At 50.7% G+C, this 13,711-nt stretch carries 13 protein-coding genes; 3 read left to right on the forward strand and 10 right to left on the reverse strand.

Annotation, left to right across the window (positions count from 1 at the left end; translation table 11 throughout):
- Window positions 1-5: 5 nt before the first annotated feature.
- The 10 genes from hutU to G5B47_RS08495 form a co-directional block, all read right to left on the reverse strand.
- A complete protein-coding gene (hutU, locus tag G5B47_RS08450; RefSeq protein ID WP_165096808.1) occupies window positions 6-1,679 on the reverse strand; it encodes a urocanate hydratase in 1,674 nt (557 codons plus the stop codon).
- Between the two features lie 73 nt (window positions 1,680-1,752).
- Window positions 1,753-2,526, reverse strand: a complete 774-nt coding sequence (locus G5B47_RS08455) for an enoyl-CoA hydratase-related protein (RefSeq protein ID WP_165096811.1) — start codon at window positions 2,524-2,526, stop codon at window positions 1,753-1,755.
- Window positions 2,523-3,467 (reverse strand): 3-hydroxyacyl-CoA dehydrogenase family protein, encoded by a 945-nt coding sequence (locus tag G5B47_RS08460; RefSeq protein ID WP_165096814.1) that lies wholly within the window; start codon window positions 3,465-3,467, stop codon window positions 2,523-2,525. The genes G5B47_RS08455 and G5B47_RS08460 overlap by 4 nt, the downstream gene beginning before the upstream one ends.
- A 15-nt stretch (window positions 3,468-3,482) precedes the next feature.
- Window positions 3,483-4,676, reverse strand: a complete 1,194-nt coding sequence (locus tag G5B47_RS08465) for a CaiB/BaiF CoA transferase family protein (protein ID WP_165096817.1) — start codon at window positions 4,674-4,676, stop codon at window positions 3,483-3,485.
- A 45-nt stretch (window positions 4,677-4,721) separates the two neighbouring features.
- Window positions 4,722-6,260, reverse strand: coding sequence for a histidine ammonia-lyase (gene hutH, locus G5B47_RS08470; protein WP_165096820.1), 1,539 nt, complete (start codon window positions 6,258-6,260; stop codon window positions 4,722-4,724).
- Window positions 6,261-6,326: 66 nt separating this feature from the next.
- Entirely contained in the window at window positions 6,327-7,280 is a 954-nt protein-coding gene (locus tag G5B47_RS08475; protein WP_165096822.1) for an ABC transporter ATP-binding protein, read from the reverse strand.
- A gap of 70 nt (window positions 7,281-7,350) precedes the next feature.
- On the reverse strand, window positions 7,351-8,286 hold the full coding sequence (locus G5B47_RS08480) for an ABC transporter substrate-binding protein (protein ID WP_328804489.1): 936 nt from the start codon (window positions 8,284-8,286) through the stop codon (window positions 7,351-7,353).
- Window positions 8,287-8,337: 51 nt separating this feature from the next.
- Window positions 8,338-8,883 carry an ABC transporter permease gene (locus tag G5B47_RS08485; RefSeq protein WP_268958436.1) on the reverse strand — a complete coding sequence of 182 codons (546 nt, stop codon included), beginning with the start codon at window positions 8,881-8,883 and terminating at the stop codon, window positions 8,338-8,340.
- A gap of 119 nt (window positions 8,884-9,002) precedes the next feature.
- Entirely contained in the window at window positions 9,003-9,620 is a 618-nt protein-coding gene (locus tag G5B47_RS08490) for an ABC transporter permease (protein WP_165096825.1), read from the reverse strand.
- Between the two features lie 173 nt (window positions 9,621-9,793).
- A complete protein-coding gene (locus tag G5B47_RS08495; RefSeq protein WP_165096828.1) occupies window positions 9,794-10,978 on the reverse strand; it encodes a helix-turn-helix domain-containing protein in 1,185 nt (394 codons plus the stop codon).
- 425 nt (window positions 10,979-11,403) lie between these two features.
- Between G5B47_RS08495 and G5B47_RS08500 the strand changes: the two genes are divergently transcribed.
- The 3 genes from G5B47_RS08500 (at window position 11,404) to G5B47_RS08510 (ending at window position 13,608) form a co-directional block, all read left to right on the forward strand.
- Entirely contained in the window at window positions 11,404-11,991 is a 588-nt protein-coding gene (locus G5B47_RS08500; protein ID WP_165096831.1) for a TetR/AcrR family transcriptional regulator, read from the forward strand.
- A gap of 221 nt (window positions 11,992-12,212) precedes the next feature.
- On the forward strand, window positions 12,213-12,962 hold the full coding sequence (locus G5B47_RS08505; RefSeq protein WP_165096834.1) for a 3-oxoacyl-ACP reductase family protein: 750 nt from the start codon (window positions 12,213-12,215) through the stop codon (window positions 12,960-12,962).
- Window positions 12,963-13,011: 49 nt separating this feature from the next.
- On the forward strand, window positions 13,012-13,608 hold the full coding sequence (locus G5B47_RS08510; RefSeq protein ID WP_165096837.1) for an NADPH-dependent F420 reductase: 597 nt from the start codon (window positions 13,012-13,014) through the stop codon (window positions 13,606-13,608).
- Window positions 13,609-13,711 lie beyond the last annotated feature (103 nt).

A 13,711-nucleotide genomic window follows, 5' to 3' on the forward strand; every position in this document is an offset into this window, starting at 1 on the left:
CCTGCTCACCCCTTCAAGCTCAGACTCGGAATCATGATTCCCTTCTCTTTCGCGGTTCGGATAGCCAAATCATAGCCGGCATCGGCGTGCCGTACGACACCCATCCCCGGATCGGTCGTCAGTACCCGTTCCAGTCGTTTAGCGGCATCTTCCGTACCGTCCGCAACGACTACCATTCCGGCATGAAGCGAATACCCCATGCCTACGCCGCCTCCATGGTGAACGGATACCCAGCTTGCGCCCGCCGCCGTATTGATCAGCGCATTCAGGATCGGCCAATCCGCGATCGCGTCGCTACCGTCTTTCATCGCTTCGGTCTCACGATTCGGTGAAGCGACCGAACCCGCATCCAGATGATCGCGTCCGATAACAATCGGCGCTTTCAACTCGCCCGAAGCAACCATTTCGTTGATGATTTTGCCAAACTTCGCGCGCTCCCCGTAACCCAACCAGCAAATGCGGGCGGGAAGACCTTGGAACGCGATTTTTTCCCGGGCCATTGCGATCCACTTGCATAGATGTTCATTGTGGGCGAATTCCCGGAGAATGACTTCGTCCGTTTTGTAAATGTCCTCCGGATCTCCGGAAAGCGCCACCCAGCGGAAAGGCCCTTTACCCTCGCAAAATTGCGGGCGAATGTAAGCCGGTACAAACCCCGGGAACGTAAACGCGTCGGTAACGCCTTCGTTGAAGGCAACCTGCCGGATATTGTTGCCGTAGTCAAATGCCACTGCTCCTTTGTCCTGCATCTCGAGGATTGCTTGCACATGAAGTGCCATGCTTGCTTTGGACTTTCTGACATAGAGCTCGGGGTTCTGTTTCCGCAGTACTTCCCCTTCTTCAAGGGTCATGCCGGCAGGCAAATAACCGTTAAGCGGATCGTGAGCGGAAGTTTGATCCGTAATAATATCCGGAATGAATCCTCTTCCGATCATCTCCGGGAGAATTTCAGCCGCATTTCCGAGCAGGCCGATCGAGAGCGGCTTACCGTTTTGTTTGGCTTCCAGGGCAAGCGTAACAGCTTCATCCAATGTCTCGACGAGCAGGTCGCAATAGCGGGTTTCGATCCGCTTCTCGATCCGCGAACGGTCAACATCGATACCGATAACAACGCCTTCGTTCATTGTTACCGCGAGCGGCTGCGCTCCCCCCATACCTCCCAGCCCTGCCGTTACGGTAATCGTCCCTTTCAGCGTTCCTTCAAAGTGCTGTCTGGCACATTCCGCGAATGTCTCGTAAGTTCCCTGAACGATACCTTGACTGCCGATATAGATCCAGCTGCCTGCCGTCATTTGTCCGTACATCATTAATCCTTTTTTATCGAGCTCGTGGAAAGTATCCCAATTCGCCCAGGCGGGTACCAGATTGGAGTTAGCGAGCAGCACTCTCGGAGCGTCCTTATGCGTACGGAATACGGCAACCGGTTTTCCCGATTGAACGAGCAATGTCTCGTTTTCCTCGAGCTGCTTCAACGTGGCGATGATTTGTTCCAGCGCTTCCAGATTCCTTGCGGCTTTGCCGATTCCGCCGTATACGACCAGCTTTTCCGGATATTCCGCCACCGCCGGATCGAGATTGTTCATTAGCATGCGAAGGACTGCTTCCTGCACCCATCCTTTGGTATTTAAACGAGTGCCCTGCGGTGCTTTTATCATCGTTGTATGATTATCGTTGCTCATGTAAAACGCCTCCAAGTCATTGCCATTATTTATTATTAATAGAGTAGTCCCGAGATAATTCTCGTCTGCCTGTCTACTTTCCCTTGAAAAACGGCTTCCGCTTCTCCGAGAAGGCACGCATGCCTTCTTTTTGGTCATCCGTGGCGAACGTCAGGTGAGAAAGCGTTCGTTCTACCCGCACACCGGCCGAGAGAGGGCTCTCAAACGACTCCAAGATCGCTTCTTTAGCCAGCTGGAGCGCCACCGGCGATTTGACGGCTATTTCTTTCGCCAACTTCATGGCCTCGGCAAGCAGGGCTTCTACCGGTACAACACGGCTGACCAAACCCGTCGCCAACGCCTCCTGGGCAGTGATACGACGACCGGACAGAACCATATCCATCGCGAGAGACTTGCCTACTGCCCGGGTTAAGCGCTGCGTTCCACCAGCTCCCGGAATGCCCCCAATGTTAATCTCCGGTTGTCCGAACTGCGCCGTTTCCGACGCTACGATAATGTCACAAATCATAGCCAATTCGCAGCCCCCGCCAAACGCATAGCCGCTGACCGCGGCAATCAGCGGCTTCTTGACCTCATAAACCGCGTCCCAGAGGGCACTGAAGCCGCCCAGGTACATATCAACCGCTCCGGCCTCCATCATTTCCTTGATGTCGGCGCCGGCTGCGAATGCCTTGTCGTTGCCGGTAATCAGGATACACCTAACCTCTGAATCGGCGGTAAACTCCCGGAGCGCTGCCACTAGTTCGGTCATCAACTGCCGACTGAGGGCATTAAGTGCCTCCGGACGGTTGAATTGGACACATCCCACTCCGGCTTCAACGTTCACCAGGATCGCCTTGTAACTCATAACGAACTCCCTCCTAACGCTTGCTCATCCATCGCCATAAGCCGGTTCACGGTTCGGTCTCTCAACTCTCGAACTTCTTCAACCCGTTCCGGGGTCCAGCTATAAAAACCTTGGCCGGATCTGCAGCCCAAGGAACCTTCTTGCACTAGCCTCTGCAATATGCGGGAAGGCTCCACTGTATGACTGAGCTCGCGCAGCAGTATATCAGACACGCGGATCACCGTGTCAAGTCCAGCCATGTCCATTAATTCCAGTGGTCCGGCTGCCGCCCACCGCGGCGCAAGCGTGCTTTTTACTGCCTTGTCGACATCTTCGATTGAAGCGACCCCGGACTCCACAAGATGCAGCGCCTCTCGAAGCACCGCATACTGAATCCGGTTGACAACAAAACCGGGGATGTCCGCGCGCACCCTGATTGTTGTTTTTCCGATGCTGCGGGTGATGGTTTCCACTTGATCCATGGCGGATTCCAATGTTTCCTTGCCGGCAATCAACTCGACCAATGGCATCAGAACGGGCGGGTTAAACCAGTGCATGCCGAGGAACCTTCCGGGATCTTTCAAAGCGGATGCCAGACTCGATATAGGGACGCTGGAGGTATTGGTTGTAATAAGACAGTCGCCCGATACTCCCGACTCTATTCGAGCCAATATTTCCTGCTTCAACAACAGGTCTTCCGAGACGTTCTCACTTACCAGCTGAGCATCAGCCAATGCTTGTTCCAGCGAATCGGTAAACATGATCGTCGAAACATATTCGCTCTGACCGCTTTGGCTTACCGCAAGCCGGCTTTCAGCCGCCATAATTGACCTGCGGGCCTCCTCAAGGGTCTGCGAACGACGAGAATACAGCGAGACCTGGCAACCCTTCCGGGCAAAAGCATGAGCTACGCCGGCACCCATCAGACCGGCTCCTACCACTGTTATACGAAGTTTTGACATGGTAAAACCTCCTCGTCAGATAACCTTATTCTTGCGTAGTTCGGCAATCGCTTCTGCATCTAAATTCAACAGTTTGGACAGCACCTCTTCGGTGTGCTCTCCGAGCATGGGAGACGGACCAGTTATCGACTCGGGCATGCCGGAGAAGTGCAACGGTTGCTGCATGAGGGTGATCTCCCCTGCTTTAGGATGCGTAACCTGCTTGAGCATCCGGCGATGCCGGATATGCTCGCTGTTGGCTGCTTGCGCCACATCCCATATGGGGGCCACAGGCACTCCGGCCCCCTCTAGGATTGACACCACTTCCTCTACTGTATGGCGGCTGGTCCACTCCTCAATATACAACCGCAGCTTCGGTTCATTCCGCACACGCTCCCCATCCGTTGCAAAGCGCTCGTCAGAAGACAACTCCGGACGTCCGATAGCAGCGGCCAGGACCGCAAATAGGTTATCGTTGGCAACGGCAATGACAACGAACCCATCGCTTGCCGAATAACTGTCTAGCGGAGCACTCATGGAGTGCCGGTTGCCGATTCGTCCGGGAACGTTGCCGCCGTAGAGATGCTGGGACAAGGCAGTCACCATGAGGGAGAACATACAATCCATCATAGCTACGTCGACGTGCTGCCCCGTCCCTGTCTGTTCCCGGTGCAACAGCGCCGCAAGGGCTCCCCAGGAGCCATAAACGCCGGCCAGCACATCGCCGATCGATTCACCCACCCGGGTCGGCGGGGTTTCGGGCCAACCGGTAAGGCTCATTAAACCTCCCATTGCCTGAACGATATGATCATAGGCAGGCCGATGGGCCAAGGGGCCGATCTGGCCGAAACCGGATATGCTCACATAAACAAGACGCGGGTTGATGGCACTCAGGGTTTTGTAGTCCACAGCCAAACGCTCGGTCACCCCCGGCCGAAAATTTTCCACAAGCACGTCAGCCTTGGCTACCAACTGATGCAGCAGCATCCGGCCTTCTTCGGACTTCAGATTCAGGGTGATACTTTGCTTATTTCGGTTCAGCATCATGAAATAGGCGCTTTCCTCGCCTTGGTAAGGTCCGAACTGCCTGGAGTCGTCCCCGCTTCCGGGAACCTCCACCTTAATTACCTCAGCGCCGAGGTCCCCCAAGAGGGCTGAACATAACGGACCCGCAAGCACACGTGAAAGATCCAGTACTTTTACGCCAGACAATATCGGTTTTTCGCCCATTTCTCTCGTTCTCCTTGTAAAATCGTTTTTGATATTTCGCTCAGTTCAGACTGTCAATTCGCCTACGGCTTCCTCTGCCGCAGCCACTATCGACTCGCTGCTTACCAGTTCCATCACAGCGGCAAGGTCGAGATATAGCTCGCGATCTGCATCGAGTGGAGGAATCTTCTCTCGAATCACCCGATAGACCGCGGCGGTACCGCGGCCAGGTTGGAGCGGCCGATGAAATTCCAGACCTTGGGCTGCGGTTAACAGTTCGATCCCTATCCCTTGCTGGGCATTGGCGATAGCATTCCTTGCCTGCCATCCGGCATTAACGCCCATGCTGACATGGTCCTCCTGCTGAGCGCAGGTGGGGATGTTTTCTACCGAAGCGGGCACGGCGAGCGCGCGATTTTCCGCTGCCAATGCAGCCGTTACATACTGCGGAATCATGAAACCGGAGTTTGCCCCGTTTTCCCGGACCAGAAAAGCCGGCAGCTCGCTGACATGACTGTTTGTTAACCGATCTGTACGGCGCTCGGAAATATTGAGAAGCTGAGCCACTGCGATAGCAAGTGTATCCATAGCTATGGCAATCGGCGCTCCGTGGCCATTCCCGCCGGGAATGGCCACGGCTTCCCCATCTTCGATGAAGAAAACGGGATTGTCCGTCAAAGCGTTCATCTCGGTCTCAACAACGGAGCGGACATAAGCTAGCGCGTCACGAACTCCCCCATGAACCTGAGGGGCGCAGCGCAAGCTCAAGGCGTCCTGCAGCCGATGATGGCGGTATGAAGCCACAATCTCGCTGCCGTCCAGTATTCGCAGGAGGTTGGCCGCCGTGGCCGCTTGACCGGGGTGCGGGCGTAGACTTTGCAGGCGGGGATCGTACGCCCGATCGTTCCCGCGCAAAGCCTCCAGGCTCATAGCTGCCGCCAGATCCGCGGTCTTAACGAGCATGTCGGTATCATGGACGGCAAGACCAGCCAAGGCCGTGATCTCATAAGTGCCGCTCATCAAGGCATGTCCTTCCCTCGCTCCAAGTTGGAGAAGAGGGATGCCCGCCCGCCGCATCGCTTCGGCTCCAGATAACAATTCGCCTTCGTAATAGGCTTGACCGCGTCCTACTAAGACAAGGCCGATATGCGCCGGTCCCAGAAGATACCCCACCGAGCCTTTGCTGGGAGACCAAGGCGTCACGCCGCGATTTAGCATCTCTACCATCGTTTCCAGCAGTCCAAGCGTGACGCCGCTATGGCCATATGCCATGCTTCGGATAATGAGAAGCATCATGGCTCGAATGACCTCGATAGGATACGGTTCTCCCACTCCGCATGCATGACTCATCAGCATGTTTACCTGTATATTGCTGATGGCTTCGGGCGCGACGGCTACCCGGTAAAGGTCACCCACTCCGGTAGTAAGACCGTAGACAGGACGTCCTTCTTCTACTATTGCATCCACATGATTTCGCATGCTCTGAATGACAGTCTTGGACTGTTCTGAAATGGCCACTTGAGCCCCAAACCGCGCAACGCCAACGAGCTGTTTAATGGTGAGCGGAGAATCGCCAATGATTACTGAATCTTTGTATGACAACATTTTTGGAACCTCCCTAACGGTTATGTTGGCAAATAGCTAGCTGTTCCGCATCGGTACGATTGCGATTTACGAAAATATTTCCCGGATCTGCTTAAGCGAGACATATCCGGCCACATTCCCGCTTGGATCAGTCACCAGAATGCAGTCATTGCCCGTCTTCAGCATGAGCGCGAGCGCCTCCTTCAAATTGACATGCTCCGCTATCGAGCCACAGACAGCATTCGTCATGCTCTGATCCGCATCTTTCATTACTTGCCGGGCCGGGATCAGGCTCAATTGTCTCATTAAATCGTCGCCGCCGATCAACTCTTTGACAAAATCGTTTTTGGGGCTTGCAATAATATTCAAAGGGGTATCGAACTGTATCACCTGGCCATCCTTCATTACGACAATCTTATCCGCCAATTTTAAAGCTTCATCCACATCGTGAGTGACAAAGAGAATGGTTTTATGCAATTTTTTTTGAATTTGAAGCATTTCATCCTGCAAGGATGCTCTCGTAATCGTATCTATCGCGCCAAACGGCTCATCCATTAGCATATATGGCGGATCGGCAGCTAATGCCCGAGCCAGACCAACCCGCTGCTGCTGCCCTCCCGACAATTGGCGAGGATATCGTTTACGGTAAATTTTGGGGTCCAAATGCACCAGTTCCAGAAGCTCATCAATCCGTTTATTCAATTTTTGCTTATCCCAACCGAGCATTTCCGGCACGGTTGCCACATTTTGCTCCACGGTCATATGCGGAAACAAACCGCTCTGCTGAATGACATACCCAATCTGCCTGCGCAATTCGTTGACAGGGACTGCTCTATTATCATTCCCTCCAACAAGAATGGTCCCTTCTGATAATTCATAAAGGCGGTTCACCATTTTCAGAAGGGTAGTCTTTCCGCACCCTGAACTGCCGAGCAGTACTACAAATTCACCGGATTCCACCGTTAAACTGACATGATTGACAGCGGGACTTTCGCTTGACGCATAATATTTCGTCACATTTTGAAATACAATTCCGCTCATCGTTGTACACTCCCATGATAAATTAAGGGGAAGAACCAGATAAAACTCTTCCCCTTGTTTTCTTAATGTTTTACTTTACGATGCCATGTTCTTTGAGGAACTCACGGGCGACATCCTTAGGTTCTCTCTTCTTGTCACCCTCAACTTCCCAGTTTAAACCCGACATAACTTCATCTGTCAGCAGCTTGTCAATACCGTTAATGATGTCTCCAATTTCCGGATATGCTTTCAAAAGCTCTCCACGAATTTGCGGTGCGACATGATACGGAGGCCACAGCCCTTTATCGTCCTTCAAGACTACAAGCTTATAGGCGGCGATTTGTCCGTCTGTGCCGGTTCCGACGGTCACATCAACTTGGCCGCTGGAAAGTGCCTGATACTTCAAACCAAAATCAAAAAGTTTGGATGACTTAAATTCGAAACCGCCGTATTTCTTTTTCAATCCCGGCAATCCGTCATCGCGTTCGGCAAAAGCGGGCACCATTCCGAAGTTAAGCTCCGGCGCTTTCATCGCTACATCAGAAAGTGTTTGTAAACCATGCTTTTTTGCGATTGCATCGCTGGTTACGAGTACATACGTATTATTGAACGGCGTCTGTTCCAAGGTGTCGATATCCCAATTTTCCTTATACTTCTTCTTTACGGTGTCGTATACAAACTCAGAGGTCAACTCTTTGGAAGGATCTTCTTTTAAGATTTCCATATATGAGGTTCCCGAGTATTCCGGATACAAATCGACCTCCCCGTTTTTGAGAGCTTCGAAAACAACCAATGTATCGCCTAGATTCAATTTTCTATCAACTTTAAATCCCTTCTCTTCCAATGCCTGTGCGTATAACTCACCAAGGACATATTGCTCCGTAAACGTTTTTGAACCGATTTTGATAGTCGGTTTGCCATCCTGTTCAGACGACGACCCCGAACCGCCGGAAGAACATGCGGACAGCAGAACGACAACACTCATTAGCAAACCAGCAATAACTTTCCTTGTGCTTCGATTTTTCACTATTTTCATTCTCCTTTTTTAAGTTCGTTATTCAGCAACGATTGGGATCGTTTAAACACCCGGAGGTGACACCCATTTTTGTAATCTACCCATCAACATATCGACCAACAGAGCCAATAGAGCGATGGGTATAGCACCGACAAAAAGTAAGGAAGGCTTCATCAGCACCAAGCCGTTGATGATGAATTCTCCCAGTCCGCCGCCCCCAATAAAAGCAGCAATCGACGCGCCGGCAATAACATCCACAAAAGAGGTCCGGATTCCGGTAATAATAACCGGAAGCGCCAGCGGCAATTCCACCTTGTAAAGCACCCGGCGTTGATCCATACCAATCCCGTGTGCAGCTTCTATAATACTCTTATCCAACTCTTTTAAAGCGGCGACCGTATTGATTAATATGGGCGGGCAGACCAGCATGGTTAAGGCGAACAACGAAGGAACGAACCCGATTCCCAGATAGGGCATAACAAAAGCCAATACAGCGAGACTGGGAATAACGCGGCCCATATTAATCAGATTTAACAGGAATACCGAGCCTTTATTGGATTTTGCCAAATAGATTCCCAGCGGAACACATAGGATAATTCCGATTAACATGGCAGTCACACTGAGTGTTAGATGAATTTTTACAGCTGTCAAAAATGTATCGGTATGAGCGAAAATATATTGCACCGATTCAACTAATGTTTCCAGCTTTATCCCCCCGCTTTCCTTAATTATGCGGAACGCATGACTTTCTTTTGCAGCAACTGTAATAACTGATCCGTCACGATGGCCAACAGGGTAATAGCGACAGTACCGGCAATGACCTTCTGCGGGTTGAACTGGTTAATCCCTTCAAAAATTAGTAATCCCAGTCCACCTGCATTAATATAGGCAGCAATAGCTCCAATCCCAATCAGTGAAACAACCGTAATCCGAATCCCCGCAATGATCACCGGCATGGCTAGAGGCATTTCAATTTTCCAAAATATGCGCCACCTTCCCATGCCCATTCCTTTAGCCGCTTCAAATATAGCCGGGCTAATCCCTTCAAGCGCAGCAACTACGTTGCGAACCAGTATCATTTGAGCATACATGACAAGCGCAAAAATGGCAGACCGGGTTCCCAATCCGACAAGGGGTATCAATAGGGCGAAAAGCGCCATGCTGGGAATCGTATAAATGATACCGAGTAACCCAACAACCGGATTGTATAACACTTTTACTTTGGATATGATCACGCCAATAGGTATCGAAATGGCTAGTGCGATTACTAATGAAACCGAGATAAGGAAGAGATGCTGAAAGAACAATTCCACAACCCGTTCCCAATTTGACACTAGATATTTCACGTTTCTCTCCTCCTTCTTAATCGAAATGGTTAGTTAAACTTACATTGAACGTGATAAAAACCAACTTATAACGTTCAATGTGTCGAACTCTTGTACTCCATGTCCTGAAACCTAACATGCTAAAATCATACCTTAATAATCAGTTAGGGACAACTAGGTGAAATTGCGAATCATTAGCACAATCTTGCTGCGCGATACTCAGTTGGACTGCAGTTCATGTACCTTTTAAATTTACGGGTAAAATAGTTAGCATCTTGAAATCCGACATGGCCTGCGATCTGATTAACGCTTAAATCTGTCGTTTCTAGTAAGAAAACGGCTTTTTCAATACGAACTTGATTTAGAAAGTCGACACATCCTACGCCTACTTCCTTTTTGAATACATGAGCGAGATGATAATTGCTTATATAACAATATTGTGCTATTTTTTCCAATGTTATTTTTTGCTGGTGATTTTCTTTTATATATTTTATAGCAGAACGCACGATCGGAGATGCTTCTATTTCATCTGCTTGCCTAGCTTGTTTCGCAATTTCTCTCCAATAATCACACATTTTGTTAATAAAGTTGTCATACCTGACCGTGCCGATCAAAACTTGAATCATCCTCGCATTTTCAGATAAGATGACAGAACCGTCTCCTCCCCTATCAAGAACCATCCGGGACAAGGACATGATCAAATCGACAGCTTCGGATTTAAACATATCGACATGGAATTTGTAGGAATGGGCGATTCTATCCAATAAAATTTTCAGATAATTAACGGACCCTTCCTCATCACCGATTCGCACACGCGCCAGCAGTTCCATTTTTTCTTCATTTGTAATCGGTTTCTTCAATTCTTTGGCTACTCTTTTCTCTTTATCATATTGGTAAACGATGCGGTTTCCTTGAAAAAACCGATCGACCATCGATTCATTTGCTTCTTCAAAAGAGAGATGCAGCAAGTAAGGGCTGTCATAAGAAGTACCGATACCGACAGACACGGAAAAACCTTGCGCATCGATAGATTTCTGTATCTGCCGAATAACGGAAAGTAAATATTTTTGTGAATGGGGATGGGCTGCCCGAGTATCCAATAGGACGGCGAGAATACCTTCCTCCTTCCAGACCCACAGAAAAGGGTTTGAGATCGCCTTATGGACGGCTTCCACCAACTTACTGCCAATGTTGATTTTCCATTCCTCCGGCTTGCCTACGGCAATTTCCGGATACCGATCAATGGAAACCACAATGACGAGGTCCGGGTTCACCTGTAAACCCAGCACCTGGCGTATCTCTTCGAAACTTCCTTCATGCACGAGCGTCCCGGATATAAGGAGTTGAGCGAACGCAGCTTGCGCAGGTTGCAGGTTCATACTAATTGCTCTCCTTCCGTAATTCAGCGGTAGGATTGTCCTTGCCGCTTGATAACAAACGGCAGTCCGGAATGAACTACCACCAGACTGCCGTTTTTAATCATAACATAGATCAAACCGCTTTATCCTCAGTATCCTATATGTAAAAAATACCGTCTGACCTTTCGACTCATCCAATATTCCACGGCAAGTTCCGTCTCTGAACAAAAAAACCGGCATTTCTTCGCGGGCATTTGCCGAGCAATTGCATGGCATTTGCCAGCCATTACATACACACAGTCCGCTCTGGCGGGAATACTTGACATCCATCCTGCCGCGTGATATTTTTCATATATGTACCGAACGTTTCAAAATAATAAGCGGAATCAATCCCCATCCAATCGAAGGAGGGGTGTTTGATCTGCATACACATAGGAGGAATTCATATGGCGACAGGACGGCCGCGCACCTTCGATAATACCGAGGCGTTAAAGAGTGCGCTTCAGGTGTTTTGGGAAAAAGGGTATGAAGGCGCCTCCCTTTCGGATTTAACCGAAGCGATGAAGATTAACCGGTCAAGTCTCTATGCCACTTTTGGCAGCAAGGAACAATTATTTAACCAGGCGCTTGATCTTTACTTTGAAGGTCCACCGAAGCTGACAAGCGCGGCTTTTAACGAGCCGACAGCCCGCGCCGTTGTCGAAAGGTTCTTGAATGTCACGGCCGATTCCGTTACAAATCCTTCTAACCCGAAGGGTTGTCTGACCATTCGCGGAGCCATTGCTTGCGGAGAAGACGCGGAAGTGATTCGCCAAGTGCTTACATCGCTCCGGGTGGAGACGGAAATGACCTTGCGCCATCGCTTTGAACAAGCGAAGTCCGCCGGTGACCTGCCGGCTGGCTCTAATCCGGCGGCGCTTGCCCGCTATATCATGACCGTCACCGAAGGCATGTCCATCCGGGCTGCGGACGGCTCAACCCGCGACGAATTGCAGGATGTGATTGAACTTACAATGCAGGCTTGGCCATCGTAAGACGCCCCCTTCTTCCCCGCTTATATCTACAACGCGACATTCATCATCGGAACATGCTCCTATCGAACATCGATGGGTATGCATGATCCCTTGATGAATGTTTTTTTATTTTTTCACTTTTTTTAATTTCCCTCTTGACAATTCATTTTCCCCAAGGTTATAGTTAGCACATAGTTTTGAACCGATCGTTTCAAAACGAAAAACTTGAGGAGGTTTTTATTATGACAACAACAAATATTCTTTCTGGAAAAGTGGCACTGGTAACCGGAGGATCCCGAGGCATTGGGGCCGCCATCGTAAAACGGCTTGCAAATGACGGCGCGGCAGTAGCTTTCACCTACGCAAGCGCGCAGCAAAAAGCGGAAGAATTGGTGAAAGAAATTGAAGCGTCCGGCGGGCGCGCGCTGGCACTTCGCGCTGACAGCGGAGACGCCGATGCGGTGAAAGGCGCTGTTGCCGAAACGGTAAAAGCCTTCGGCGGCATTCACATTCTCGTGAACAATGCCGGACTGGCAAACCTGAAGCCCTATGATCAATTCGCCATCGAAGAATTTGATCGCATGGTTGCCGTCAACGTGCGTGCCGTGTTCGCGGCGGTGCAGGCGGCTGCGCCTCAAATGGGCGAAGGCGGACGCATCGTTAATATCGGCAGCATCAACGCCGACTTCAATCCGTTCCCAGGAAACAGCCTCTATGTTATGTCGAAGGCTGCTGTCGCCGGACTCACCCGGGGCTTGGCCCGCGACCTGGCTCCGCTCGGTATTACCGTCAACAACGTGCAGCCCGGACCAACCGACACCGATATGAACCCGGCGGACGGTCCTTACGCGCCGGTTGTCTCCGGCATGATTCCGGTCGGCCGATACGGTACAGGCGCAGAAATCGCCGACATGGTAGCTTATCTGGCTACACCCGGTGCCGCTTTCGTGACCGGCGCAACCATTAACGTGGACGGTGGAACCACTGTTTGATTCGCATCCAAACTTGAAACCAAAACCCAAATTTGAGAGGAGAATTTATATGTCTATTGGAATTATTGGCGCAGGTGAAATCGGGCAAGCATTTGCCAAACATGTCGTGAAAGCAGGTTATGAGGTGCTCCTGAGCAACAGCCGTGGACCGGAATCGCTTGCTCCGCTCGTTGCCAAACTTGGAGGGAAGAGCCGAGCCGTTACCGTCCGGGAAGCCGCTACCGCCGATATTGTGTTCATTTCCCTACCCTGGAAGCATCTGAAAGATACGGTGTCCGGTCTGTCCGACTGGAACGGACGTATCGTAATCGACGCCATGAACCCGATTATTACTCCTGAATTCATCGTGGCCGATCTTGGAGGAAAAACTTCGAGCGAGGTGGTTGCGGATCTTGTTCCCGGCGCAAGGGTAGTTAAAGGATTCAATACGCTTACTCCCGCTGTGCTCGGCTCCGATCCGCAAATTGTCGGACGCCGCGTCATCTTCATATCCGGCGACGATGCCGCGGCCAAGGCTGAAGTCACCCGGATTAACGATAAAATCGGATTCGCCACCATTGATTTGGGCGGTCTCGCTGACGGCGGCAAATTGCATCAATTTCCGGGAGGCCCCCTCCCTACACTTAACCTGATCAAATTGCCTTAAGTCTCGTCAGGGGGCGGTGTCCAAGGAACACAGGTCATGCGGTATGGCTGGTGACCCGAGGCTCCCTGGACACCCTTGCTGCCGAAGTTTACATATTAAAAAA

The sequence above is a fragment of the Paenibacillus apii genome (assembly GCF_011043685.1).
Lineage (GTDB): Bacteria > Bacillota > Bacilli > Paenibacillales > Paenibacillaceae > Paenibacillus_AQ > Paenibacillus_AQ sabinae.

Bases quoted from the DNA above. Each gene is read 5' to 3' on its own strand.
- hutU (WP_165096808.1), bottom strand. From the start codon at position 1,679: ATGAGCAACGATAATCATACAACGATGATAAAAGCACCGCAGGGCACT.
- G5B47_RS08455 (WP_165096811.1), bottom strand. From the start codon at position 2,526: ATGAGTTACAAGGCGATCCTGGTGAACGTTGAAGCCGGAGTGGGATGT.
- G5B47_RS08460 (WP_165096814.1), bottom strand. From the start codon at position 3,467: ATGTCAAAACTTCGTATAACAGTGGTAGGAGCCGGTCTGATGGGTGCC.
- G5B47_RS08465 (WP_165096817.1), bottom strand. From the start codon at position 4,676: ATGGGCGAAAAACCGATATTGTCTGGCGTAAAAGTACTGGATCTTTCA.
- hutH (WP_165096820.1), bottom strand. From the start codon at position 6,260: ATGTTGTCATACAAAGATTCAGTAATCATTGGCGATTCTCCGCTCACC.
- G5B47_RS08475 (WP_165096822.1), bottom strand. From the start codon at position 7,280: ATGAGCGGAATTGTATTTCAAAATGTGACGAAATATTATGCGTCAAGC.
- G5B47_RS08485 (WP_268958436.1), bottom strand. From the start codon at position 8,883: ATGTTAATCGGAATTATCCTATGTGTTCCGCTGGGAATCTATTTGGCA.
- G5B47_RS08495 (WP_165096828.1), bottom strand. From the start codon at position 10,978: ATGAACCTGCAACCTGCGCAAGCTGCGTTCGCTCAACTCCTTATATCC.
- G5B47_RS08500 (WP_165096831.1), top strand. From the start codon at position 11,404: ATGGCGACAGGACGGCCGCGCACCTTCGATAATACCGAGGCGTTAAAG.
- G5B47_RS08505 (WP_165096834.1), top strand. From the start codon at position 12,213: ATGACAACAACAAATATTCTTTCTGGAAAAGTGGCACTGGTAACCGGA.
- G5B47_RS08510 (WP_165096837.1), top strand. From the start codon at position 13,012: ATGTCTATTGGAATTATTGGCGCAGGTGAAATCGGGCAAGCATTTGCC.